Below are 23,494 nucleotides of genomic sequence, written 5' to 3'. Positions count from 1 at the left end.
CGATCGTCTCGTCATATTTCCCAATCTCCTGCCATGGCAGGTGCGGTCGAGACTGCGAAATTGGTGCGCTGGTCGACCTCGCGCTCGAAGATGTCGAACCCCTGTTCTCGCAGGTGCATGGATTCAATGATGTCGGCAATCATGGTACGTCCTTATGACTGATCCTGAAAAGACGTGACGGAGAGGTCCTCCGGCACGCCGTCGCGATCCAGGCGCCCTACGCGGCTACGTCGAGGCGGGGGTCGAAGCCTGCAACGTCGTCCACATGGTCCTGGAGCGCGGCGATGCGATTGCAGAACGTGCGAAGGGAGCAGGGGCGCAGCTCGTGGCCGTCCGAACGCCAGTCGTTGAGATCCTCGATCTCGGACTGCATCTCGGAGTAGGCCGCAAAGATGCCAATCGGGCCCTCGACGTGCATCATCGCGTACTTCTTCTGCAGCGCGATGCTGGTCGCGGAGAAGCAACGCTCGTCGGCGTCGAGGTCAAGGGCTTCGAGGATCTCCTCGACGTCGACGACACCGTACTCCTCGTCGAGTTCGGAAAGATAGGTGCGGGGCAGGATGGATTCGATCAGGTCGCGCATGACTCACTCCTTGTGCTGCGACGAAACTTTCGGGTTCGGCAGGACGACGCTGCCGGATCGACGCCGCGAAGAGCGCACGATTCCTCGGCCTGCGATGCAGTCCCGGTAGGCTTGCTAGGGGGAATTGGCCGCGTTACGGCCGCACGGACGTCAGCCTATCGGCGTCGAGACGGGTCCGAGCGAAACGATTGCGGCGAGGGCGGTCTTCGGACCGCGCGGGAGCAGCATATTCACAGGCATCTCCGGAAGGAGCCGTCGGGCCTCATGGCACACGACGGAAACGACAGACGAAACGACGATGATGGTCGCGTCAGGCTATCTGCGGAAATTCCGCGCTATTCCGGGAAACGTTGCGAGTGAAAGCCGAGAAGGTCGTATTCCCGTAACCAGACATTTCGAACCCTCATTCCAAAAAAGTGAAGGAAAGAACTTCGGGACGGCTGAGCCCTCATCACGGGCCCGGCGCAGCTCTGTCGACGCCTATATGGCAAAGCGGGCAAGGGGCCCGGCTACTATCGACATGACTGCAGTCATGGCATGCTCCTCATGGCCGACCCGCCGACATGACGGACCTTACGGCTGGGCGCACCATAGTGCGACAATACACGCAATGCAAGTGTATTTTGTGAAGGCCGCTGCGAGGACGCGTTGAGGTCAATCTTTAAACATGGCGCAATTTCAGTTTGTTACGACCTGGCATGCCTAACAAAATGTCAACAATGCTCGAGTCCTGTCCCCATTTGAGATCTAGCCTAAGCTTTCAAGGATTCAACCAAAGAGAGCAAGGATTCGTATCTCACATCGCTGGGCCCGAGGCGGCAAAATTATCGTCGGTAGCGAGGTCGTCTTGGGATGGTTCGACGGCTTCGGCATGCCACGGTGACTTGACGATCGTCTTCCAGATGGCGTTTTCGGTCAGCATCTTGATGGCGGGGATCCCTTCCGAAGCGGAGAGCTGCATCAGTCCGAGCTGGTCAAGCGACCTTCCGAACGTCCGGACGATCTGCGAGGCAGCCCAGTCCGGATCATCAACGTGCCATGCTGCCAGCACGCCGTGACAGGCTCCGGGCGTCCGCCGGTCCAGCACGGATACGACTTCCAGCGGCGTGCCGTGGACGGCGCCGACCAGGAAGCGGTCCGGCGTCTCGTGCGACCATAGGACATGGCACCAGCCTTCGCGGATGTCGGTCGGACGCGGGTCCTCTTCGGAGGTCGTCTCCCGGAAGTATTGGAGCATGTCGGGAAGGGCGAGATCATCGAGGAGGCCGAGAACCCGATCGGCTTCTTTCGACCGCGGCTCAAGTTCCCTCAATTGTCGAAGGTGCTCGTGGATCTCGTGCGCGAGCGCCCTTGATGGCTGGCCCAGATGGTTCGCCAGCGTGAACCAGTCACGTGAATTCTCCCCGGCGACGGACCGGAACGCGAGTTCAAGGATCCCGATGGCGAACCGCCAGTCGCTCGGCTTCACGCCTGACGTGGCCGCGAGGAAGCCCAGGAGGTTTCTCGCGCTGCGGCGGCGCTTCCCAAGGTCGGTCGGGAGCTGGGGATAGAACTCCCCACCCGTGCGTGTAGGGATAGTTGTTCGGTGCGTTCATGAGCCTGATCGACATGGATACCCTCCGGATGAGCGTGTGACTGAGCGTCACTTCTTCTCGCGCAAGGTACAAAGGCGACCGGGGTCGGTCGTTCCACGCGGCTACAATCGGCTGTTTGGCACTGGCCATCTCGGCGACTGGACGTCGTCGTTCGCAGGTTCGCCGACATTCCAGCCGATTGGCGGTTCGACATGCCAGACGTCCGCTCGGGGGTCGTAGACGCCGGGCAATGGAAAGTGTTGATGGATCAGGCAGAAGTCGGCCGGGTTGAGCGTCGCGATCGGAAGGTGGTGGGCAATGGAGAGGGCCGCCAGCATCGGATCACACCCCAGGTTCACCCGGTCCTGCTTGATCGTCCTTCCGTATCTGTCCTTCCTCTCAGGAGTGAAGAAGAAGTGCTTGAGAGGAGGATGGGCGGCCATGGCGCCCAGCACGCGGGCCGCGGTGGTGTCCATTTCAGGCTGAACCATCCGGCTGGCGAGAAACTCCTCGAACCAGGCGAGCAGTTCTATTGCCTTTTGGGGGTTGTGCCGCTGGACGTTGCGGATGCCGTATTCGGTCTCGTAGATCGTGATCCACGAGACGGCAAGCGATCCGCGTGGCAGTTCTGCCAGCCAGTCCCATATCCAGTCCGGAGGCTCGGGAAGGTAAGCCACGCTGATTATGTTGGTATCAACGAGGATCTGGCCCACCGGCTCGCCGCTTTCTGTTGTTGGTCCCTACAAACCAGATGTATGCTAACCGTTCGGCGCCTGTTAAAATGTTACCGTACGAGTCTTTGTAAGCGGTGGAACGACGATGAGCGCAGTTTGGACGGCCAAGGAGGCTGAGGATAATCTTGCGCAAGTGCTGGAACAGGCGAGAACAGCGGGGCCCCAGCGCATTCGCGACGAGACGGGTATTTATGTGCTCAAGATCGAGGACGATTTCAGCAAGCCCGATCCAGCCGAATCCCTACTAAAACTACGTCCTAAAGGCTAGTTTTCGGCGCCTGGATTGCAAGGATTCGTTAACCACGTTTCAAGCTAGATACCGCCAGGCCGTGAACGACCTGAAGGCGGAGTGACGCATTGGGACTTGGCGGAACGGCCACATAAACGATGACACGTCTGGTCGAGACCGGCCTGTTCGACCCTTTGGAGAGAGGCGAGATTGAACTGCTGCCCCGAAGAGGTACGGCGTTGGCGCAGGGCGCACTTGCCAGGCGGTGGGACCATGCGATCCAAAACGGCTGCACTTGGATGGCGTTTCCGCGGCATGCTGAGTTCCGTGCATTCTTCAATATCGACCAAATCGTCGACGTCATCCCGCTCAGCGACAGTGAAAATATTCGCCATCGCGTCAAACAATTGATCAATGTAGATGCAGCGGCACATGCGCAACTCCATGCGATCGACGTTCCGATATGTGGCGTCGATCGCTCACGTCAATACGATGAATCATCTGTGAAGGCCGGTGCCGGCATAAGCGACCGGTCAAATGCAACTGCTGTTCACCGGAGGTTCATTGGGCAGGTGTAACCGTCTGAAGGCATTAGATTAGGCAAGTCCCAAGGGAACTCTTCCGTCCTCGGCGTCACAGCAGAGGCGAACGAGAAGATTGAAACGTCAACATCATCGACCGAGGCCAATCACATGTCGCACAAATTGCTTCTCTCCGCTGCCAGCTCGTTGCTTGCTGCTTTCGTCATATCGTCGCCGGCGCACGCGCTGACGATGAAGGAATGCAGCACAAAATATCAGGCGGCCAAAGCTGACGGCTCCGCCAAAGATATAAAGTGGAATGATTTCCGCGCCAAATTATGTGGCGCGGACGCTGCCGCCGCCGACAAGGAAGACGAGGCGGACGTCGCAAAGACAACCGACAAAGAGCCTGCAAAGCCGACGGCCGCGGCGCCGAAGAGCATCAAATTCCCGAAAGCGATCGACAAGAAGTACTCAAGCGAGACACTGGCAAAGGGTCGGCTGCATACCTGCGTCGATGCCTATCATTCGGCCAAGGACGCTGGCACTCTCGGAGATCTGAAGTGGATCCAGAAGGGCGGCGGCTATTGGAGCCTTTGCAACACCAGCATCAAGGCTGCCGGCTGAGAAAAGCCCGGCATTATGGAGCAAGTGCCGGGCACCTGCTCCATAAGCGGCTCTCTCTTAGGAGTGAGCCAAAGCTTTGCCGCCGATAGCAACCATCTTGTAACGGTGAAGGGGAAGTGCAGCAAACGCTGAGTTCTCACGGCGCAACTGAGAGGGGCTTACCGAGCCATTGTCGAGGCGCACTTTGCCTTCTGTCTCACTGCTATCGTGGAAGTCGGGAGACGGCGCCATGAGCGAGAACCGAAAGCTGGCTGCAATCCTGGCCGCGGACGTGGTCGGGTACAGCCACGGCTTGCGAGCGCCGACAAGGACCGCACCCTGGCGAGGTTGCGGTTACTGCGCAGCGATCTAATTGGTCCCACGATCGAGGTGCACCATGGCCGGGTGGTGAAGCGTACCGGACGGTCTTGAACGCCTCCAGTTCCGGCGTGCCCATTCTCGTCGTGCCGATGGAGACGGCCATATTGATGAACATCGTCGACTGCCAGGCGTCGGCGGCGCTGTCACCACGATCGGCGTAGGTAGCCTGCAGGCCTCTGTTGTTCAGGAGGCCGATCTTGACCGCCGTCTCGATGTCGAGGGACTTCTTTAGAGCAAGCAGGCTCTTGACCTGAGCCGACTCCGACCGGGCCTGGTTCTGGTTTTGGATTCAGACGGTCTCGTTCGCCGTGAAAGTGGCGGTCTAGTTGGCAACGGCGATGAACCCCGCCTCCTTGCTGGAATACTTGGCGCCTGTGACGCAGCCGCTCAGTACCAGCGGGAATGCCAGCACGGTCGTTAGTTTTCTAGGGTCGATCACGAGGCGTCTCCATTCGCAAGACTGCAGATCATTCTGTCTGCACCATGGCTTGGGATCGACGGGCTGCCTGGCGAAGTAGCCAGAGATCGGCGACTGGAATGCGGCTGGGCGCGCGTATGGCTGTTCGACCATGGGGTGGGAGGACACCACGTCGCGAGCAAGTGTGGATGCGCAGCCGCCGATGAAAAGCGGCGGCCCCACTACGAAAAGCGAGGTTTTCATATGATGTTTTCGGAAAAGAGATAGCCTACGGGGCGCTCGCACGCTTCCGCGTCGAATTATCACCCAGTTCGCCTCAATACTTCCATTCACTTGCGGTCAATCGCTAGTACTTAAAGACGGTCACAGTAGAAACTATGCTACGGATGGGTGTGCAACTAACACGTTTATACTAATTTCTAAATGCAGCGCCAAGTGATAAACATCATCGGTGCCTTCAAATGGGGCCGCGACAATGGAGGGATGTCGTGATGCTATCAAGATTTTTCGGTTTAGCGCTAATTTTCTTCATGAGCCTTTCAACGCCGCTGAATGCGGGCACGCCCTTAATTTTCGACGACGGTGACAAGGTAAAGGAAATTATTGCGAAGCTTCAGGCGGCAATGGGCGGCTTAATCGAGCAGGCTGGCGGGGAGGCACGGTTGACGATGACACATGGCTATCAGCTTAGCCAAGCCATGATAAGCAACCTTGCTGCCCAATATTCGGATTCTCTTGACCTCACCTTCCGCCAGCTTGACAGCCAGCAAAAGAAGGGTTTCGATGACCTTCGCGTTTTGATCAACCAGAACCAACGGTGGGTTCATGGTGACATTCAGGAGGGGCTGCGCACTGTGCAGGACCTCAATGTCGTCATAAACAACCTGGCCATTTCATCGTCACGGCCGATAGTGACGAGATTCTCCCCAACATACATTTCTCCAGCCAGCGCTTCTGACTCAGTTCTTGTTGAGGTTTCGGGCTTTCATTTGTACGACGCGGCGAGTCCGTCGCGACCGAGCCTCCGGGTTGAACAGAAGGAATATACTGCTGACGGAGCCACGGACAATGTGGTCTCCTTCGTCATTCCCAGAGACAGCATTCCGATTTCTTCGCACCAGCTTCAGTATGTCACCTTCGACCTGACCCTCTACCAGAACACTAGCAACTGGGTAGTGTCCTACTTTCACAAGGAATACGAACCCACCCACTATTCCCTGATGTTCGCGGTATTGCCGGAAAATCTTGGATCCTATTCCGTGGCAACCAAGACGATGGTCGACCGGCGAGAGGAAGTAGATTTCAACTCCCCTAAAATCACGGTCAACGCGCCTAGCGACGGCGGCCACAGCCGTGAGCCTTCGCACACCTATGTCCCGGACGACGGATATGTGTTTGATGTGAACAGTGTCTCCGCCGTTTATGATGAGAAACTCGGATGGTACAAGGGACAGAAGGACAATCGCTACAATCACGGCCAATGCGTGATGACGAACGTCTTGCCGACGTCCGTGACCATTCAGGTTTCGGCGGACACTCGCGCCAAGGAGGACGCCGCGCGGACCGTCTGCCACGTGTTCGGAAAGCAATACCAGGTCAAAACTGAACCGTTCTCTGAAACTTCATCTACTGCGCTGTTGAGATGGGGGGCAGAAACCCACTTCGATGTTCATGAGAACGCGTCCCAGGTAATCAATGTGAAGCTTTTCGGGAACGTCGAGTACGAGGTTTCCTCTTCGGAATCTCGAGACCTTCCGTTTCTACGGCTGGAACCCAGCACTCGCGACAAGATTTATTTCTTGCGGCCGCAACGTGAGTGGGAGCCGAAGTAGACAGGTCAGCACCTGGATCATGGGGGCGCCAATGAACTCTTGGCGAAGTTTGGTTTATGCATTCGCGGCAATTATTGCTGGTCCGGTGGCATCCCCACTGGCTGAAAGCAAGTTCGCGATGCCATCTGCGGCCCCGAAAATAGGGGTAGACGTTACCGGGCGCGCCGAAGACATCGGTGACAAGATTGAAGCCGTGTTCTTTAACATCGATATGGTCGCGACCTACCTTCGGGAGGAGAAAATAAAAGGCCGCCTTGGGGACTACCTCAAGGAGATCGGCGCAAAGCCAACCCCAGGCGAGGTGCATCTGTTTTACATTCAGTCTTTGGTGGACGCGAACGGCAACGTCGTGGAATTGAGAGACTTTCAATATTTGACTCACGGGAAGACCACCGTTGATGCCATCAAGGAGTCCTTCACACTCGAAGACGCACCCGGCACGCAGGATCGGATAGATCCCTTATTGCCCGGCACGCGCCTCGAGGGGATTTATGTATCTGCCCACTCCGACAGCGATGGATACATCATCCGCGGCGGGTCACTCAACAAAGACTTCTATCAGAAGATTAGAGCAGAGGGTCTAGTGTTACGAGAACAGCGGGCGAAAGATCGCGCAGAGACCAAACGACTTGAAGAGAAACTGCAAAAGCTACGGGGCGCGCACGCTGCCTCCGATGCGTCAGCAAAGGCTCAATTGGAGCGAGACAGGGCCAGAGGTCCTCTGCCTCCGGGTCCGGCACTTTTTCCGCCGGGGCCCCCGGCAGGATCGCCCACAGTCTATTTGCCACCCACAAAAACAGACCAGGCATCTAACATGGAGATAGGCCCGCTAATTAACCCACCTGCTGCACACCCTAGGGTGCCCTTCAATCCGCCGCCGACACCTCTGGCGCCTGCCATACCGCAGGAACCCGTGGCCGTGCCTAAGCAATTGTAATTTTGCCACGTAGGGGAGGAGAGAATGTCCCGATACTGGAAGTTGATGGCCGTCGTTGCCCTGCCTACCTTCTTCGTAGAGAATGCTACTGCCTATACTTATCCTGGGCGGCCCAATTGCCCATTGGCAAACCAGGAGCATACCTGGGCCAAGTACTTAAATCAGGAATATGGTGACAAGGAACCTTTCTTCAGTATTCATTTCTCGCGGAATATCGGTGATATTGAAGGGGGCAGTGCTACACCATAACGTACTTAGGAAACGAGAATTGGAGCGGTGCGGGGAAGATACGAACGGTTCGGCAACATACGAGCAAAGCTGAGCGTCGCCATGGAGGTGATCCCATGAGAAATGAAATCAACGTTTGGGGCGCACGGTTTACCTACAACATCGCTGGCGAAGTCTTCTATGTTTCAGATGGTCAGATAGCCGGCCAGATGTATTGCCACATCGGCAGCGAGTGCTGGAAGTGACCGCCACCCTGACGTTATGACTAAGCCTCGTGGTCAAGAGCGGGCTGCCAGTAGGCCTGAGAGCCTTCGAGTCGTTAGATCGGGCTGAACTCGACGAACTCACATTGCAAATGGTCCGATCTCGTCTTCTTCCAGTCGTAGACATATTCGACCTGATCGACTGCCATCATTCCGACTGCAAGCATTATCAGCGATTTCATTGATTCTCTTTCTCCTCTCGATTTCTGGCCGTGCAGAACGGGGAATTCAAGTCTTAGGACACGCAGCAGCTTGTGACCTTCTATGCCTTCAACGAAATCTTGCGACGACTCATTGGACGGACTTTTGCGCAATTAGGGAGCAACTGCCCCCAGACTCGGAGCCGTTTGACCGCATAGGATCGCTGCGAGGCGACTTCCATTGCTTGCATTCGACGATCCAGGTGACATCGAATCCGTAATGGTGCGATTTTACGAATACGTCGACGTCATGGTTCGTTCGAACGCCGGCGATCCTCTTGGTCTCCGCGGTGAGACCAATGGAGCGAAAGAACGCTGCTGCCTCCTCTTGATAGTCTTTCCATGCAGTCATTGCGAATCCTGCGATCGATCCGGGTGAAAAACTAGACGTTGCCTTCCCAAGGATTCGGCCCCGTCGAGGAAAGGATTCGTAAGGCCGCAAACACATCGGCCTCTGTGGATCGGACTGTTTACCACCGCCTTTATGAAAGGGGCGGGCTGGCTTTGTCATGGCCAATTCCGCATCCGATGAGAGCGGATCAGAGCGCGAAATGCGCCGAAAGCTCATCGAGACTGGCGCAGTGGACGTGATCGTCAGCACCTCGCCCAACATGTTTTTCACGGTCACCCCAGTAACGCTCTGGTTCCTTGATAGGGGCAAGCGGAAGGGCAGTCGGGCGGACGAGGTGCTATCATCGACGCGCGACAAATCTTCCGCCAGGTCAACCGCGCTCAGCGCGATTTCACGCCGGACCAGATTGAGTTCATTGGCGATATCGTGCGGCTGTGGCGCGGTGAAGAGAAAGAATTGGAAGCGGGCAGCGGCCCGAAGATGCATTAGGTCTTTGGGGACGGGGGATACAGGGATGCTCGGCCTGTGCAAGGTCGCAACGGGCGCGCGCCGCGATCGCCGAGCAGGACTGGAGCCTGAACCCCGGTCGTTATGTCGGCGTCGCGCCTGGCGAAGTGGTGGAAGATGAGGACTTCCGCGAGCGGCTGGAAGCATTGCAGGAAGAACTGGAGGGACTGAACGCCGAGGCTGCACGCTTGCAGGATGTGATCGCGGCGAATTTGGCCGAGGTGCTGGAAGCATGAGCCGGTGGCAACACTACAAAATTGGCGAATGGGAGAACAGTAAAACTGCGAGAGCCGAGGTACCCAAGATTGGCGACAGTTAACACACGTGCCGCTGGACGAAAGGCGGCAGTCGACCATTACATCCCCTCGAATAGGCGAGACTTTCGGAAGAATTAATGAGTTGCTAATTTAGGTTTCCAAGTATAATCTAAAGTCCATATTCTGCTGCCTGTGGCTTGCTCCGGAGAGGAAGATGAAGCCCGTCCCTGCAGTGATCGTCCTTGTATCATCGCTGTTTTCCTTGGCCTCCGTAGGCTTGTGCGCTGAGCGGCCGGCTCTCCACGATGCGACCTCCCGAGAGAAAGGAATTGTGGCCAATATACTCGGCGACAAAGTCGCCACTGGCGCCGGCGGTGTCATGGCGCGAAGACTCAAGGTTGGACGGGTGGATTTGGACAACGACGGTGACAACGACCTCATTGTTGTGCAAATGGCCCACTGCAGCAATCACGCTTGTGACTACCATTTTATCATTCGAAACAAGCCTCCGTACTGGACAGCAGTTCCCAGCGTGGAGTCTTGGGCCGTGCCCTACGTAGATGATCATAGTTCTGACGTTGGAGAGATGCGGGACGTGATTATTTTCGACCATATCACCGATGACTGCGAAGCGTGTTCCGCTCCGAGAGCCATTCGCTGGACGTGGACGGGAAGCGAGTACGAGCCGCAAGGCGTTGTTGCTCGCCAGGACTCTTTTCCACTGAGAGCGTCTGCGCGCTAAGAAGCACGGGGAAAGAGGGAGTTAGGGCGTCGAGCGTTGATGCTTCGAAAGCGATAGCAGTACGAGAGAAATCGACAGGCATTTTGGGGGCACTGACCGCGATGAAAGCATGTATTCTACTTCTCTGCTTCTGCACTCTCGTGCCCCTTGAAGCTTCTGGTGGGGCCAGGTGTCCCTCAGGCCAAGTATTTGTCGACAACGACTGGGGATGTGTTGCAAAGAGGGAGGTTGAAAAGGCGAAAGCCATCTGCAATCGGTTTGAAGCCGATTTTAGAGAGTGCTTGTGCGAAGATTCTAATCGCGTTGGGGCTTGTGGCGACTGAACTCAAGCCGGAACAGGTTCGTTCCTCGATTAAGAACAGGAACCGTGTTCTGGTCGACTGCTCGCAGGAGGCTTGTTAAGATATGATGCGGCTACTGTTGGCTCTTACTTTTTGGCTTTTGACCTGCGTTGTTGTTGCAGGACAGGATTGTGCCGGCAGGCTCGTCGCTGTCAGTGAATATGAAGACGAGATCAGCGGTGCATTCGTTCTTAGGCGCTCGTTTTTCGAACTCCTCGAATGGAATGCCAACAGCCAGTTTGCCGGTGTAGCGCTGGCTTCTCCAATAGCGTCACCTAGGTTGAAGGTTTCATATGAGGCAGAAAGGGGCTCCAGATCCGATGAATTCAACGAGACGATAGTCTTGGAAGGAGGCAAACGACTCTTCAAGGACTTCGACCCGATCGAGTTTTTCGACGGGGACAAAACTGGCACGGGAACCTACACGGTAAAGCTGTTTTCCGCGGGCAGCCTCGTCTGTGAGGAGTCCCATCCACTGTGGAATGAAAGCGAATAGAAAGTCCTGATGTGAAACTGGTCAACCAATTTTAAGCGACACCGACAACGTTAGTTCAATTTCTTCAGTTCCCAAATTCCCTCACCTTGGAGCTCCAAAAAGTATTTCTCTGTTTCTAAAACTTTCCTCTTGTGCCTGCCTTCGCAGTCCTCATACCCTTCCAAAAGATTCACGATGAGAGTACTTTGGTAATCCACTGTGGTGAGGTGCTTCCCGTCGTTGCCATGACAAGCACCGTCCTCGACATCCCCGAACTCGAGAACAGTCTCATTGGTGGTCGGATCGTCTGGATCGTATGGGACGAACCCGTCGGCTCTCATTGCCTTGGCAAACACCTGCGGCCAGTTGAACCCCTCAACATATCTTCCGTATGTCGCGAGTAAATACAGATCTGCTAGATCCAGTTCTTGGCCATCTGCCCAGAATTCATCGCCCGCTGGAAAGATTAGGGCAACTTCCCTGAGCCCCACATCCGTGTATTTTTTTCGCCTTCATTCCATTGACGCACTGTCTCATTGTAGGATTGAATTGTGCTCAGAACTCCCTCCATTAGCTTTTTGTGAGAGATTGCAACATTGCCGGCCCAACTCCAGGCGCCGCAATTATATCCGTCAGCGGCGTCAATAATGTCCTGAGTCAGCTCGGCTCCCTTATTGAAGCAGGTTTCCCAATCTTGTCCGGTATAAGTTGTAACTTTCTGCTCCGAGCCCTCAAACGGCTCCTGCATCGTCACAAAGCAGCTTCCTTCAGACGCGTTATTGATCGCCACTTCTTTAACTCTCGATATCTCTTGGTCTATGCACCAGGAGACATATCCGTCGGCGAGCGTTCTGGTGGCATTGGACAAAACAAGGGTGATCGCAAATATGCCCGCAAAAATGGGCTGCGCCGCGTACCTCATAGTTCGCTCCCTCAACTTATGAGCTTGGTGTAATTTAGCACTCAATCAGGTGGCGGGCGAGCTAATTTACCAATCCCATTACATGTCGCTGTATAAAATTAGGTACCATCTTCACCAATCTCGACCGCATTAAGTCTACAAAACCCGTGCCAACAAAGTGCAGTTCGATCGAACATTTGCTTGGCACCGCCTTCCTCGCATAATTGGCGGCACTATTACTGTCATGTCAGCCAGAAGGACTGGTTCGATGGCCGCGCCTTCTTCAGATCTTCAGTCAGGAGGTCGGGGTTCATCTGCGCCTTGAGCAGGTTACGCCGGGCGCCTGCCGAACGAACTCTGCGCTCGGAAGGGCCGGCAGGCTCGATCGCCACGTGGCGCTCCCGCTTCCCGACCCCTACGTCCGAAGATCGTTGTGCCTTCGATACCTTCGGAATGATCTGGCCGACGACGAGGTGGAGAAGGTCGTTTCGCTGACCGAGGGAATGACAGGCGCAGCCTGGCGCTCGTTGGATTGGCGCCCGACGCTACCGGCATAGATGCTGTAAGATCGGTGCAGCTTCCTCGAGCGTCCTGACTTCGAGCCTGACGATCGGTCGTCCCGCGAACTGGTTGTATGCTGACAGGTTGCTGTTGGCGCCGTCGCCGTTTTGATCGGTCCATCCCCGTCCCTGCGGTTCCTTGTGCGTCCGTTCGATCGTGGCTGGAAGATCGCGTGGCATCCCCAGGGTTGTCAGCCACAGGTTGACGCGGTTAGCGTGATCGAATTCGGCGCCGACTACGCGACTTCCGCGCTTGGTCTCCCATACTTCGAGATGAACGTTCCGGCTGCCCTCATGTGCGCCTTGCACCTGAACGAAGTCCCGGCGCAGCCGGATCCGTATCGCCTTTGAGATTTTCGATTGGTTGAGATGTCATGCGCTCCGCCTTTGGGACTTGTTAGGTCGGTCTCCTGCTCAGACACTCTTTGAGTGGTCAACTGACCGTTTCCGTAATTCTCCTAAGCTTGGATACCGATGCTGCCAATACGCCGGCTAAAAGAGCGGTGCATCTCGTGGTTGCTTTTGAAGCTTTGCGTTGTATATTCTGATTCTTATTTAGTTATCGACGAGACTTTGATGAGCGCCGAACCAGAGTGGACTGAACGGGTCGACAAGCGTGGACTCGATCCTCTTGGAATGCAGAATGCCGGCGTCGCACTTTACCAATCACTTGTTCCGGGCATCAGTAACGTCACTTTGCGGATACGCTACTACGGGTACTACTGTTGGGTCAGTGACGCCTACGCGCGCAATAAAGCGTCCACCGACTTTTCCGAGTGGCGTTCATGGGTACGGCGAGCCGAAGCTCTTTTCGCACTCGTAGCTTCTTACCATGGAGGAGAGGGCGGAGTCGGTGGCGTGGAATGGGCCGACCGGAGACTTTCTCTGGAGGAGCCGGAGATAGACTTCGCGCAGGCAACTTCAATCGATCCGAACGTGACCCGCTATCTCCGGCAGTCTCTCGGCGTGTTCGGTGGCGCCTACTACTCGCAGATGGTGGAGGTCGGACTGTTCGTCGAAGGGGACCATGGCATCCAGCGGGCGAGCAACGGGCTTGGAGTGGCCACAGCCGCAGCTTTTCGAGAGGCCATTGGCGAAGAAGTCGAGGCCATTCTCATAGAATGCATTCAATCCGCCAAGGTGACGCCTCAGCTCCTGGACGAGCTTTGGCCAATACTCCCGTCGCAAATCTCCGAAGGCTCCGAGGAACTGGCCATTTACGAGCACCTTCTTCTCAATCCGGAAGGCCGCGATGCGACGGTCGGAGACCTGAGCCGGACAGCGTCCCTCAAGCTGGTTTTGGAGACGGCCAAGGCGTCCTCCAGTCGTCCAGACCCGATGTCAGTCAGGTGGCACCTGTTTTCGTCGCGGACGTTCGGCGACGACGATCTGGACCGTCAGCGCGTCCGGTGGGAATCCTACCACTGTCACGACTTCATGCAGATCGCGGCCGCGGCTCTGCTGGAGTGGGCGCTAGTTCTGATGGGAGAACAGGACGCCGGACTCACGCTTGCCGAAATACGGGGCGAGGTCTGGGAGCGGCTAGGTTCGGGCGAAGGCGCCGACGACGAGTGGTCGACGTACCAACGGAGCATCGATCCAGAGACGTTCGACTATCAGGAAGCGTGGTCAAGATTGACTGGACGGCGTGGCACTCCGGAGGAGAAGGCCTGGGACGCAATTTCTACGATTGCCGCATTGTTCGAGCGTGTGGCGCGGAACGAGGACCTCGGCGAGGTCATTGGCGGCGAACTTCCTGGCGCAGGGAGTGCGAGGTCGATCCTCACGGAGATGAATTGGTTCGCAGATCACGCCGGCGAGCCCGTTCGCGACCTCATCGCGGCGTATGTCGTCGATCGAATTATTCTGCGGCATAGTTGGGTAGCAATGCAGAAGCTCCGGAGACAGAAGGATTATACGTTCCTGTTCGAGGTGCGTGACGGACGCCTCCTGCGACGGAACGGCTATGTGCCGGTTGCGACCACTCCTAGGCTGAACCCCGCCATCCAGTTCTTGGTCGACGTTGGACTTGTGGATGACGAAGGACTTACGGAGCGCGCGCGCGAGCTGCTCGGAGAAGCAGCGTGAAGTATCTCGATCGAATGGCGCGCCGGAGCGGTGGACGCCCATATCATTCCGCCATCTCGACGACGTTTGCCATCGAATTCGCGGCCCTGGAAGAGGCCATGTTGCCACAGCTCATGGCCAGCGGTGCAACGAACATCCTCGTCATTGCCGACGAGCGGATGGTGTCCATGTCGCTATCCGACGGCTCCCGCCTTCCGTCGCGGTTGGGACGCGACTATGCCTTGGCTTCTCCGCCAATCGCTGACGGTCTCTTTCATCCCAAGATCGTTCTACAGCTCGGGCGCAAAGGGGGACGGCTTTTCGTCGGCTCGGCTAACGTCACGGCAGCCGGTCTCGCCGGGAACGCCGAAGCCGTGATCGAGATCGAATGTGGCGACGAGCCTAGCCCGGAAGGCGACATCGTTCGGTCTGCCTGGTCCTATCTGGAAGCATTGGGGATGGACAGGTCAAGGTCAGCGACAGACGCCATTAACTGGACCAAGGACAGAGCCCCCTGGCTGCGCGACAAGGGCGAAGCGCGCCCGGTAACGCTCGACGACGGCACCGTGATGGCATTCCTGACAAACGGTGGGGCCGAAGGGATCGGTCAGCAGTTCCTCGATCTCATCGATGACGCGCCGGTGGAGGACTTCGTAGTCGTCAGTCCCTATTGGGACGACAACCTGTCGGCTCTCCATTTCCTTCAACAGCGGCTCCGGACGGAGAGCATTTCCATCCTGCTGGATATGGAGAACGTCAGATTCCCGATCGAGGCGGTGCGACCGCCCGAAGTTGAGTTCAGACAACTGCCCCGCAGACTGACAGGCCGCTTCGCCCATGCGAAAATCTTCATCGCATCGACAAAGGAGCATGACCACGTGCTTGTGGGAAGCGCAAACTGCACGGCGGCCGCGCTCGGAACCTTGGGGCAGTCAAATAGCAACGCGGAGGCCTGCATCTATCGGAGGCTGCCGGCCGGTAGGGCGTCGGAAGCCCTTGGACTTGGGGAGAGCCTTGCGCAGGACCCGCTCGACCCTGAGGAACTGATCCTATCAGGTGAGACGCCTCCGATCCCTCTCGAGGAGTTGAAGTCTCGAAGACCCGGTTTCTTCGAGCTTGACGGCGACATACTCACCTGGACGGTTCCCCGCGGAATCCCGGATCGCGGCTTCATAAGACTGCTGGATGGAGATCAGAATGTCATTGATTCCATAGCGTACGAACTCGGTTCCCAGTCATCCAGCCTGACATTCCGCATCACGGGCGAGCGGAGGAGCGCGGTCAGCTTTGCGACAGTGGAGGCGGGACCTTTCATTTCCAACAGAGCGTATGTAACCCAGCGTTCGGTTCTCAGGAACCGGCGTCGCGAAATCGCGACCGGCTCCGTCGCGAAGGCGATCGAGATCTTCGATGCGAATTCCGACTTCGAGCTCTGGATGCATCAGGCCGCGGACGAACTCGCGAGGGCCGACCTTACCGAAATCACCGACCAATCTTCTTCGACGCCCCGCGCCTCGCGTAGCGCCCGGACGGAGACGAAAGAGCAAGAGACGCGGTTCCTTACTTACGAAGAGTTCATGAAGACGCGTGTCCCGGACGAGCGATCTGAACATCGGCAGAACGCCTTGTCTGGAAAGCACTCCGACAGGATCCGGCAGTTCATGAACGACCTGGTGGGCCAGTCGAAGCCGCCGCTCGAAGAGGATGCGACCGAAGGCGACGATAGCTGGCTTGATCTCGGAGACGAGAACGAGGACGCCCATACGGAAGTCGGGACGCAGCGGGCCGAAGCCAACAACGGTAAGGATGAAGGTGAATCCTGTCCGGAAATCTGGGTCGATGCCAAACAGTTCGAAAAGATGGTCGCTCTCTATGTGGATCGATTGACCGCGGGGACGGAGCCGTTGGGAGCGCCCGACGTGCTGCGGGTTCGCTTTTGGCTGATGATGCTGCTTCACAAAGCTCGGACTGCGTATCTGCCGAACGGGCTGGAGGCCTCGACCGAAGAACGCGGCTGGCCCCGGATGGCTTTCAGGGTCATCTCGTCCTTTTTCTGCGGCAAGCGCCCTCCTGTGAGACGGCTGATGATCGCCCGCGAATACACTTCCATGCCGGCGGACTTTCTCGAGTGCTGGGCGACCGTCCTCTGGACGTTGGACGCGATCGAGGCGGCGCTACCTCCGTCACCGAAGGCCGACAAGTTCTTGCCGTTCGTTCTCCGCGTACGAGCTGAAGTTACGAAGGTCCTTGGATTGACTGCCGTCGAACTCGGCAGCGACATCGTAGTCAATCTGCGGCAGGCAATGGACAGAACGCTCGGCGCGAAGTTGTTTGTCGATGTTGGCGTCTTGCCGCTTGCAGCGCAGACCGCGATCATGACTGGGACGAAAACGGAAAGCAGTCCGGCTGCCGATCGAAACTGAACACCGCACCGAGTAGTAGATCTCGCTATGCGCGCGACGTCGCTTCCATCGTCTGCGACGCTCTGAGCGACCTATCGGGGAACTTCGGACCCCGAAACTCCGTAAGCGCAGTCGCGTTTACACCTAGACCGAATTTTTGACGACTGCAGAGGTCGACAAACACTTGAGCACATCTGCGTCGTGATACCTTGGCCTGCCATTGTTATCGGGAGGCTAATATGTGCAAGAGAGCGGTCATCTACGCGCGGTATTCAACAGATCAACAGAACCCAGCTTCGATCGAAACCCAGCTTGATCTGGGGGGTTCGTTTGTTGTGGAGCGCGGTTGGAAGCTGAGCGGAACATATGTTGATGCTGGCATTAGCGGCGCTAGTTTCGAAACACGCCCAGGCCTTCAGGCTGCGCTGACAGGGGCGCGAGTGGGTGCCTACGATGTCCTACTTTGCCTTACGCTTGACCGGCTCTCGCGAGACCTAGAACACAGCGCAAAAGTGTTGAAGCTTCTCCAGTTCCACGACATTGAACTTTGGACCGTGCATGGCGGTTCTCAAGTGTCAGCTATGGAGCTTGGCCTGAGGGCGGTCCTGAATAGCGAGATGCTAGAGCAGGTTCGATATCGAACCAGGGAAGGCATGAAGACCGTAGCGAAGACGGGCCGAGTTCCCGGCGGCATTTGTTATGGCTACTCGATCAAAAAGATGATTGGAGCGGACGGCGAACCGATCCGTGGCCTGAGGGAGATCATTGCGGACGAGGCGGCCGTGATAGTGTGGATATTTGAGCAATACGTGAAAGGCCTAAGCCCTGACGCCATCGCAGAAATCCTCAATGGGCAGGGTATACCAGGCCCTCGCGGGCAGGCTTGGAGAGGAACGGCGATCCGGGGACACCGGCGAAGAGGTAGCGGGATTCTGAATAATCAGATGTACATCGGTCGCCTGGTGTTCAACAGGCTCGTATACCGAAAGAACCCAGTGAGCGAACGCCGGGTGTCTCGGCTCGACTCGCCAGAGCAGCATATCATTCAAGAGGTTCCGACGCTTCGCATTGTCTCGGACTCACTCTGGAAAAAAGCAAAACGGAGGCAAGCGTTACCTCGCCACCGGACAACGCCCTTAGGCCGACCGTCTAACCCACCCGGTAGTTCCAAGGCAGGAGATGCGCAATTTGGCTCTGCTTATGGCCATTAGCGAGGGCCGTTAGCGTGCTGGTCAGATAGCCAACTGGATCGACGGCGTGGAGCTTACAGGTCTTAACTAGCGATGCGATGGTCGCCCAATTCTCCGCTCCAGGACAACTTGGGAGTGGAACAGCGGTTACGAAACTCCTCCTCGAGGGCTACGTTGAGTGAGCCGACTTTGTTTTTTGCTTTAAGCTGTTGCTCCTAGCCTTTCCGTCGCAAGACGGGTAACGGACGCAGCTCAGAAAAGGACCATATCGCCCGAGTCGCTCCACGAACCAGCCGTCTTTGCAGTTCGGACATTTCGGAGAGCTCGCCCCACATTCACATAAAACCTCCTCCGACCCAAGGTTCAGGCGAGGGAGGGCAGTGCCGCATGCTTTGCACGCTGGCAGCACGTTGTCGCAGTGCTGGGCGTGCTCGCAGCGATACCATATGCGATCATCACCCCCTCGCGCGATAAGCAGCCGACCACCGCACTCACCGCACTCTTTCGTCTTCTCCGGTCCCGACGACGTCACCCCAAGTCCGTATGCGGGGTCTTTTAGCAATTCAGTTACGAAGGACGAAGGACGCGAAGCGGAGGCAAGGATCGTGAGGGTCCGGCGGGCTCGCGTCATCGCGACGTACATTACCCGCCGCTCCTCCGCGTTCTCGAAAGACTCCTCTTCTGGCGAGACCAGGGAGAGCAGGGCGTCGTCAACGGTCTCCGAAGGAAAGCCCATGCGGCCGCTGTCGGCCCTCAGAAGGACAACGTGATCGGCTTCAAGTCCTTTCGAAGCATGGATCGTTTTGAAGCTGATGCGGAGTTGCGGGAAGCGCCGCTGAAGATCCGGCATGTCGGGTTCGAGAAACCTGTAGCGCCCGAGCAGCAGCACGCTTGCCTTTTCCGCGACGCCGCAGCCGGTTGAAATCGACGCCAGGATATCAAAGAGCTTCCGACCGTCTTCACCCGCTGTAGCCGTTACGATCTTGATGGCCGGTTCGGTTGCCGTCCCAGCGGGAACGATCCGCTTTTCGATCTGCGCCGGGTTCTTGAGGACGAAGGCCCTTGCTGCGAACGCAATCTGGTCTATGGATCGGAAGGTGCGCCCTAAATCGACCGTGCGATGCACGCCGGTCTCTCCGTCGAAGCTTCCACCGAACTGGTCGCCGAAGTGGCGCATCAGATGGACGTCGGATCCCGCAAAACGAAAGATCGACTGCCAATCGTCACCGACGGCGAAGATACGGACGTCGGGATGCTGGGCCTTCAGTGCCTTCACCAGTCTGGCCCGACTTTGCGAGATGTCCTGGAATTCGTCGATCAGGATGTGGCGGAAGGGGCTGTGATATCGGCGGGCCTCCGCATGTTCCGCGGCCCTCAGGATCATATCTTCGAAATCGATGCGGCCCGTCAGGCGCTTCTCGTATTCTCGGAACACCGGTGCGAACACCGAAAGGAACGCTTCCGCTCGAGCGCCCAGCTTCAACCGTTCCGCTTTGGTAGCGCAATCGGCAATCGCGTAGCCGCCGCTCTTGTACTTGCGGAGGAAAGTGCCCAGTAGCTGCGAGAAGGTGTCGACCTGCTTCAGTTCGACGACGCGGTCGAAGATCTCTTCGACCGGGCGTGGATTGAGCGTCACATGATGCTGGAGCTTGTCCGCAAAGGCGGCCAACAGGCGTCCTTCCTGACGCTCGTAGCTGTAGGTCTCAATGAGCGTTGTCTCATGTGCCGCATGGATTTCGCGCTTCCACTCCATTCCGGCGAGATACTTCTCGCGATCGACGAAGGGCGCCGTTGTTAATCGTTCAACGCCGTCAGATCCTGTCTGGCGCCTCACGCCAAAATGCTCAACGTAAACGCCGCTCTCAGTAAGACGGAAGTCCGGGCAATAGTCTCGGTACCCACCGCCGGAAACCTTATGTTCGTAAAGAGGTTCGTATTCGTATTCGACGCCGTTCTCGTAGAGCCAGTTCGCGATCTGCAGCTCTTCGTAGCTTTTGACCTTTTCACCTTGAAGCGTACGCAGATCCTGCTTCTCGATGTGGGTGTAGTAGTCGTGCTTGGTCTTAAAGTCCCACTCCGTCTTAGTCTCTACCAGGAATTGGGCGAACCATTTGATGATGGCTTTGGCGACCTCGGGATGGCTCCGAACGAGATCTTTCAGGATCTGTTTGATGGTGTCGATGAAGGCAGCATCATCGGTGGCGTGACTGGCGAGAGCGGGCTTCGATCCTTCGACCTCTCCGATGATGTCATACGCGAGCGCGTGGAAAGTCCGTGCCACCACGGGCGCGCCAGATCGCGCTTCTACCCTGCCGGACATTTCTTGCGCGGCGTTCTTCGCAAACGCCAGCAGCAGGATTTCCTCAGGCCGGCGGATGCCGGCCTTCACCAGATAGGACGCCTTGGCGGTAATCACGCTCGTTTTTCCGGAGCCGGCGCCCGCGAGGACCAAGGTGGCATCCTCGTCGACGACAACGGAAAGCCGCTGTTCCGGCGTCAGCGGCTTGCTCTCGATGGTGTCGAAGAAATCCTTCCAAGCTTCGAGCTCGGCTTCCACGAACTTTGAGATTGCCATTGCTCGCGCTGCGCGGGGATTAGCTGTGAACGTCCTTACGAAGGCGACGATATCGGCCGCTTCCGTTCCGATTGCCTGCGGCTGCAGCTTCGACAGCAAGGTCGCATCAAGGGACCTCGCGTCTTCCAAGACGGATGTCAGACTGCAGGCCGCGGGGTAGCGATCGGGAGAGAGCAGACCGAATATTACCGAATGCAGTCGGAAGAACCGATCCACCTCGCTGGAGAGAGCCGAGAGGTTGTAGTCCGTCCAGGCGGTCTCGACCTCGTTCGAGAAGGCGACAGCGCGGGAATGTTGGGCGCCACGCAAGACGATGTCGTCACCCCCCATGACGGGAATAACCAGCGTTGTCCCAAAGACTCTTTTGCGCAGGATCGGGGCAGATGTGACGCTGGCGAGCGATACTGACGTCGTCCGGCCCCACTTGGTGATTGTCAGGTGATGCCCGTCAAGTTCCACCGCCCGAACCATGCTTCCGAAAGGATTCGAGAGAAGGCCAAGCAACGTACGTTGATAGAGTCTGGGCAATGCCATGCCTTGAATAGTCGCCGGGTTTCGCCTGTGCTTGTCCGAGGCACAACGAGTGGAACGTTGCTCTGGTGCGGCTGCAGGTTACCCGACCAGTCGTTAACATCAGGCCAATGCTCGCGGTCAAGATGCGAGAGGATTAGCGCGTACCAAACATCCCAGGCTTATCCAAATATTGAGCGCGCGCTTCAAAAGTAGACAGGCTTCCTATATGCATTGTGCCGCACCATAGTGGAGGTCAGAGCCTAAGACAAATGCGAGAATATTCAGCTATCACTCGTGAGGAATATTTTGCACTCACACAATTCGATAACTCGAAAAGCAGGCCGATGACCTACGAAGAGTTAATAGATAGCGAGAAAGAAAAAGGCGATCTCCGCGTAAGTCGAGTGGAAATATCCCAATCATTGGCGATACGCATAATGTCATTCATAGACACGAACGGCTTGTCTACCCGAGGCCCGGTTCCAGATATCTCGATACTCGAGAAGCGGACCGTCTCTACTACCGTTTTCACGACATCGTTTTGCCTGCACGTAGTTGGGGGAAGACACCGTGGCTGGTTTGTCCTCGCGAGCGGCGGGCGGGATCCAATTCTCAAGAACGAATTCATCGAATATGGCCCGCGAAGGAATTCAGGCGGACGAAAGAACAGATATCGCCGCAATACCAGCTACTCCGAGGATAATCATGTAGAGTTCCTAAAAAATAAGACGCCGTCTCTAAAGCAAATGTTCAAATGGATTCTTGCGAAATATCCATCTGAAGTTCGCAACGTGGATTGCTGGTTTGGAGAGCGTGTAGGAATTTTATTCTGAATCGACAGAGACGCGGCCACTTTTCACCACGGCGGGCGTCGCTGCTCGCACGAAAGGGAAGGTCGTCTGGCCTGACCCGATCCCTTCATGCCGGCCCTGGCGCAAGCGGCGTCCACCCGGACCGGGTTGTCTTCGTGGAGTCCGACCGCGAGAAGGACGTCCTGGCAAGCATGGTGGAAGCTCTCTCGTATGGCGGCCTGGGCGCCGTGGTCGGGTAGATCGTCCGTCTGCCTATGGTCTCTTCGCGAAGGTTGCAGCTTGCAGCCGATAGACTGGAACGGTGGGGATCGCCATCCGCCGTTGGAGGAGGCAGACGGAGGCGAATGACTTCGGCCAGCCGACGGCGTCGACGACGCGATGGAGGGTGAGTATTCTACCGTTTCGAAGCACTCCCTGTTCCCGGCGTCGGACGGGCGAGATGGCTTGTGGAATTGATGAGATCGCTGCAGGCGAGTGTGCCGCGTTTTGCGTAGGAGCATGTAATGAGCAGGGTCGTATCCATATTCCTTCCCGATCTGGCGACCGACAGGCTGCGTCGGGCCGATCCCGCCATTCCGGCTGAGCAGGCGATCGCGGTCGTCGCGAGATCGGGCTCCAAGCGTTGGGTGGCCGCCGCCGACGCCGCCGCACGCAATGCCGGCCTTCGCATCGGAATGCCGGCGGCGAAGGCCCAGGCGTTGTTTCAGGGCCCGATGATGGTCGACGCAGACCCGGCCGCCGACGCCGCAGAAGTCGATCGCATCGCCTTGTGGGCGCTCGGCATCTACTCGCCCATCGTGGCTCTCCACGGCGTCGATGGGCTGGTCATGGACACGGAAGGCGTGGATCACCTTCAAGGCGGCGAGGCGCCGATGGTGACGGGCGTTGCCAACCGCATCCGCTCGATCGGACTGTCGGCAAGGGTGGCGGTCGCCGACACCTTGGGCGCGACGTATGCGTGCGCTCGGGTGATCCCCAGGAGACCGTTATCGTTCCCGAGGCGGGATCGCGCGGGCGGTCGAGCGGACGTGCAGCATCCTTCCGGACACACCAGCGCGGCCGCACAGATCATGAAGGAATTCGTCTGAACTGTGGACGAGGTCCATGATGACGACGTCGGTCATCACCTCTTCGACCTTCGGGAACATGCTTCGCATCCGAAGTCCTTCGTGAGCCAATATTGGTCTCGGGTCCTAAGGCGTTTTCGTGGAAATGCAAGGGGCTCCTAACATAGTGGAAACGTTGCCGCGAACCCGTTGCGCGAGCGTCGGCCGTCAGTCGATAATGGGGCTCG

Annotated in this window: 21 protein-coding genes and 5 pseudogenes; 14 read left to right on the top strand and 12 right to left on the bottom strand. The window is 57.2% G+C overall.

The window, feature by feature from the left end; genetic code table 11:
• Positions 1 to 11: 11 nt before the first annotated feature.
• The 4 genes from ACS4RS_RS21175 to ACS4RS_RS21160 form a co-directional block, all read right to left on the bottom strand.
• Entirely contained in the window at positions 12 to 143 is a 132-nt protein-coding gene (locus ACS4RS_RS21175) for a hypothetical protein (protein ID WP_439009382.1), read from the bottom strand.
• A gap of 74 nt (positions 144 to 217) precedes the next feature.
• Positions 218 to 583 (bottom strand): hypothetical protein, encoded by a 366-nt coding sequence (locus tag ACS4RS_RS21170; protein WP_439009383.1) that lies wholly within the window; start codon positions 581 to 583, stop codon positions 218 to 220.
• Positions 584 to 1,379: 796 nt separating this feature from the next.
• Complete coding sequence (locus ACS4RS_RS21165) at positions 1,380 to 2,051, bottom strand: hypothetical protein (protein ID WP_439009384.1); 672 nt, start codon at positions 2,049 to 2,051, stop codon at positions 1,380 to 1,382.
• Positions 2,052 to 2,279: 228 nt separating this feature from the next.
• Entirely contained in the window at positions 2,280 to 2,870 is a 591-nt protein-coding gene (locus ACS4RS_RS21160; RefSeq protein WP_439009385.1) for a type II toxin-antitoxin system VapC family toxin, read from the bottom strand.
• 106 nt (positions 2,871 to 2,976) lie between these two features.
• Here ACS4RS_RS21160 and ACS4RS_RS21155 point away from each other — a divergent pair, with 106 nt between their 5' ends.
• The 3 genes from ACS4RS_RS21155 (at position 2,977) to ACS4RS_RS21145 (ending at position 4,268) form a co-directional block, all read left to right on the top strand.
• Entirely contained in the window at positions 2,977 to 3,159 is a 183-nt protein-coding gene (locus tag ACS4RS_RS21155) for a hypothetical protein (RefSeq protein ID WP_439009386.1), read from the top strand.
• Positions 3,160 to 3,278: 119 nt separating this feature from the next.
• Entirely contained in the window at positions 3,279 to 3,698 is a 420-nt protein-coding gene (locus ACS4RS_RS21150) for a hypothetical protein (protein ID WP_439009387.1), read from the top strand.
• Between the two features lie 114 nt (positions 3,699 to 3,812).
• A complete protein-coding gene (locus ACS4RS_RS21145) occupies positions 3,813 to 4,268 on the top strand; it encodes a hypothetical protein (protein ID WP_439009388.1) in 456 nt (151 codons plus the stop codon).
• A 400-nt stretch (positions 4,269 to 4,668) separates the two neighbouring features.
• Here the strand turns inward: ACS4RS_RS21145 and ACS4RS_RS21140 are convergent.
• Together ACS4RS_RS21140 and ACS4RS_RS21135 are read right to left on the bottom strand one after the other, a co-directional pair.
• Positions 4,669 to 5,067 (bottom strand): annotated as a pseudogene (locus tag ACS4RS_RS21140) (TolC family protein); the annotation flags it as partial.
• Positions 5,064 to 5,289, bottom strand: a pseudogene (locus ACS4RS_RS21135) (hypothetical protein). The pseudogenes ACS4RS_RS21135 and ACS4RS_RS21140, both read right to left, overlap by 4 nt.
• A gap of 245 nt (positions 5,290 to 5,534) precedes the next feature.
• Here ACS4RS_RS21135 and ACS4RS_RS21130 point away from each other — a divergent pair.
• From ACS4RS_RS21130 to ACS4RS_RS21120, 3 genes are all read left to right on the top strand, one after another.
• Positions 5,535 to 6,878 (top strand): hypothetical protein, encoded by a 1,344-nt coding sequence (locus tag ACS4RS_RS21130; protein WP_439009389.1) that lies wholly within the window; start codon positions 5,535 to 5,537, stop codon positions 6,876 to 6,878.
• Between the two features lie 31 nt (positions 6,879 to 6,909).
• Positions 6,910 to 7,815, top strand: coding sequence for a hypothetical protein (locus tag ACS4RS_RS21125; protein WP_439009390.1), 906 nt, complete (start codon positions 6,910 to 6,912; stop codon positions 7,813 to 7,815).
• A 344-nt stretch (positions 7,816 to 8,159) separates the two neighbouring features.
• Positions 8,160 to 8,288, top strand: coding sequence for a hypothetical protein (locus ACS4RS_RS21120; RefSeq protein ID WP_439009391.1), 129 nt, complete (start codon positions 8,160 to 8,162; stop codon positions 8,286 to 8,288).
• A gap of 74 nt (positions 8,289 to 8,362) precedes the next feature.
• Here the strand turns inward: ACS4RS_RS21120 and ACS4RS_RS21115 are convergent, their stop codons facing one another.
• The gene (locus ACS4RS_RS21115) at positions 8,363 to 8,488 is read right to left on the bottom strand and encodes a hypothetical protein (protein ID WP_439009392.1); all 126 of its coding nucleotides are present in this window, start codon (positions 8,486 to 8,488) and stop codon (positions 8,363 to 8,365) included.
• 527 nt (positions 8,489 to 9,015) lie between these two features.
• Between ACS4RS_RS21115 and ACS4RS_RS21110 the strand changes: the two genes are divergently transcribed.
• From ACS4RS_RS21110 to ACS4RS_RS21100, 3 genes are all read left to right on the top strand, one after another.
• Positions 9,016 to 9,486, top strand: coding sequence for an N-6 DNA methylase (locus ACS4RS_RS21110; protein ID WP_439009393.1), 471 nt, complete (start codon positions 9,016 to 9,018; stop codon positions 9,484 to 9,486).
• Positions 9,476 to 9,601, top strand: coding sequence for a hypothetical protein (locus tag ACS4RS_RS21105; RefSeq protein ID WP_439009394.1), 126 nt, complete (start codon positions 9,476 to 9,478; stop codon positions 9,599 to 9,601). The genes ACS4RS_RS21110 and ACS4RS_RS21105 overlap by 11 nt, the downstream gene beginning before the upstream one ends.
• A gap of 1,168 nt (positions 9,602 to 10,769) precedes the next feature.
• The gene (locus ACS4RS_RS21100) at positions 10,770 to 11,201 is read left to right on the top strand and encodes a hypothetical protein (protein ID WP_439009395.1); all 432 of its coding nucleotides are present in this window, start codon (positions 10,770 to 10,772) and stop codon (positions 11,199 to 11,201) included.
• A 50-nt stretch (positions 11,202 to 11,251) separates the two neighbouring features.
• Here the strand turns inward: ACS4RS_RS21100 and ACS4RS_RS21095 are convergent, their stop codons facing one another.
• From ACS4RS_RS21095 to ACS4RS_RS21085, 3 genes are all read right to left on the bottom strand, one after another.
• Entirely contained in the window at positions 11,252 to 11,671 is a 420-nt protein-coding gene (locus tag ACS4RS_RS21095) for a hypothetical protein (protein WP_439009396.1), read from the bottom strand.
• Entirely contained in the window at positions 11,647 to 12,102 is a 456-nt protein-coding gene (locus ACS4RS_RS21090) for a hypothetical protein (RefSeq protein WP_439009397.1), read from the bottom strand. The genes ACS4RS_RS21095 and ACS4RS_RS21090 overlap by 25 nt, the downstream gene beginning before the upstream one ends.
• Positions 12,103 to 12,323: 221 nt before the next feature.
• Positions 12,324 to 12,473 (bottom strand): hypothetical protein, encoded by a 150-nt coding sequence (locus tag ACS4RS_RS21085; RefSeq protein ID WP_439009398.1) that lies wholly within the window; start codon positions 12,471 to 12,473, stop codon positions 12,324 to 12,326.
• 744 nt (positions 12,474 to 13,217) lie between these two features.
• Here ACS4RS_RS21085 and ACS4RS_RS21080 point away from each other — a divergent pair.
• The 3 genes from ACS4RS_RS21080 to ACS4RS_RS21070 all read left to right on the top strand — a co-directional run bounded on the left by ACS4RS_RS21080 (position 13,218) and on the right by ACS4RS_RS21070 (position 18,321).
• The gene (locus ACS4RS_RS21080; RefSeq protein WP_439009399.1) at positions 13,218 to 14,729 is read left to right on the top strand and encodes a hypothetical protein; all 1,512 of its coding nucleotides are present in this window, start codon (positions 13,218 to 13,220) and stop codon (positions 14,727 to 14,729) included.
• On the top strand, positions 14,726 to 17,131 hold the full coding sequence (locus ACS4RS_RS21075) for a hypothetical protein (protein ID WP_449313812.1): 2,406 nt from the start codon (positions 14,726 to 14,728) through the stop codon (positions 17,129 to 17,131). Before ACS4RS_RS21080 ends, ACS4RS_RS21075 begins: the two co-directional genes overlap by 4 nt.
• Positions 17,132 to 17,349: 218 nt before the next feature.
• Positions 17,350 to 18,321, top strand: a complete 972-nt coding sequence (locus ACS4RS_RS21070) for a recombinase family protein (protein ID WP_449313811.1) — start codon at positions 17,350 to 17,352, stop codon at positions 18,319 to 18,321.
• Here the strand turns inward: ACS4RS_RS21070 and ACS4RS_RS21065 are convergent.
• Together ACS4RS_RS21065 and ACS4RS_RS21060 are read right to left on the bottom strand one after the other, a co-directional pair.
• Positions 18,260 to 18,421, bottom strand: a pseudogene (locus tag ACS4RS_RS21065) (transposase domain-containing protein); the annotation flags it as partial. The gene ACS4RS_RS21070 and the pseudogene ACS4RS_RS21065 overlap by 62 nt on opposite strands.
• Before the next feature lie 48 nt (positions 18,422 to 18,469).
• The gene (locus tag ACS4RS_RS21060; protein ID WP_439009404.1) at positions 18,470 to 21,409 is read right to left on the bottom strand and encodes a UvrD-helicase domain-containing protein; all 2,940 of its coding nucleotides are present in this window, start codon (positions 21,407 to 21,409) and stop codon (positions 18,470 to 18,472) included.
• Positions 21,410 to 22,252: 843 nt separating this feature from the next.
• Here ACS4RS_RS21060 and ACS4RS_RS21055 point away from each other — a divergent pair.
• Positions 22,253 to 22,783: pseudogene (locus ACS4RS_RS21055) on the top strand (ImuA family protein); the annotation flags it as partial.
• Positions 22,704 to 23,226, top strand: a pseudogene (locus ACS4RS_RS21050) (Y-family DNA polymerase); the annotation flags it as partial. The pseudogenes ACS4RS_RS21055 and ACS4RS_RS21050, both read left to right, overlap by 80 nt.
• Positions 23,227 to 23,494: the final 268 nt, after the last annotated feature.

The sequence above is a fragment of the Rhizobium sp. F40D2 genome, from assembly GCF_051810745.2.
Taxonomy (GTDB): domain Bacteria; phylum Pseudomonadota; class Alphaproteobacteria; order Rhizobiales; family Rhizobiaceae; genus Rhizobium.
This window is presented reverse-complemented; position numbering and strand designations above follow the sequence as displayed.

Bases quoted from the DNA above. Each gene is read 5' to 3' on its own strand.
- ACS4RS_RS21175 (WP_439009382.1), bottom strand. From the start codon at position 143: ATGATTGCCGACATCATTGAATCCATGCACCTGCGAGAACAGGGGTTC.
- ACS4RS_RS21170 (WP_439009383.1), bottom strand. From the start codon at position 583: ATGCGCGACCTGATCGAATCCATCCTGCCCCGCACCTATCTTTCCGAA.
- ACS4RS_RS21155 (WP_439009386.1), top strand. From the start codon at position 2,977: ATGAGCGCAGTTTGGACGGCCAAGGAGGCTGAGGATAATCTTGCGCAA.
- ACS4RS_RS21150 (WP_439009387.1), top strand. From the start codon at position 3,279: ATGACACGTCTGGTCGAGACCGGCCTGTTCGACCCTTTGGAGAGAGGC.
- ACS4RS_RS21145 (WP_439009388.1), top strand. From the start codon at position 3,813: ATGTCGCACAAATTGCTTCTCTCCGCTGCCAGCTCGTTGCTTGCTGCT.
- ACS4RS_RS21125 (WP_439009390.1), top strand. From the start codon at position 6,910: ATGAACTCTTGGCGAAGTTTGGTTTATGCATTCGCGGCAATTATTGCT.
- ACS4RS_RS21120 (WP_439009391.1), top strand. From the start codon at position 8,160: ATGAGAAATGAAATCAACGTTTGGGGCGCACGGTTTACCTACAACATC.
- ACS4RS_RS21115 (WP_439009392.1), bottom strand. From the start codon at position 8,488: ATGAAATCGCTGATAATGCTTGCAGTCGGAATGATGGCAGTCGATCAG.
- ACS4RS_RS21110 (WP_439009393.1), top strand. From the start codon at position 9,016: ATGGCCAATTCCGCATCCGATGAGAGCGGATCAGAGCGCGAAATGCGC.
- ACS4RS_RS21100 (WP_439009395.1), top strand. From the start codon at position 10,770: ATGATGCGGCTACTGTTGGCTCTTACTTTTTGGCTTTTGACCTGCGTT.
- ACS4RS_RS21090 (WP_439009397.1), bottom strand. From the start codon at position 12,102: ATGAGGTACGCGGCGCAGCCCATTTTTGCGGGCATATTTGCGATCACC.
- ACS4RS_RS21080 (WP_439009399.1), top strand. From the start codon at position 13,218: ATGAGCGCCGAACCAGAGTGGACTGAACGGGTCGACAAGCGTGGACTC.
- ACS4RS_RS21070 (WP_449313811.1), top strand. From the start codon at position 17,350: ATGTGCAAGAGAGCGGTCATCTACGCGCGGTATTCAACAGATCAACAG.
- ACS4RS_RS21060 (WP_439009404.1), bottom strand. From the start codon at position 21,409: ATGGCATTGCCCAGACTCTATCAACGTACGTTGCTTGGCCTTCTCTCG.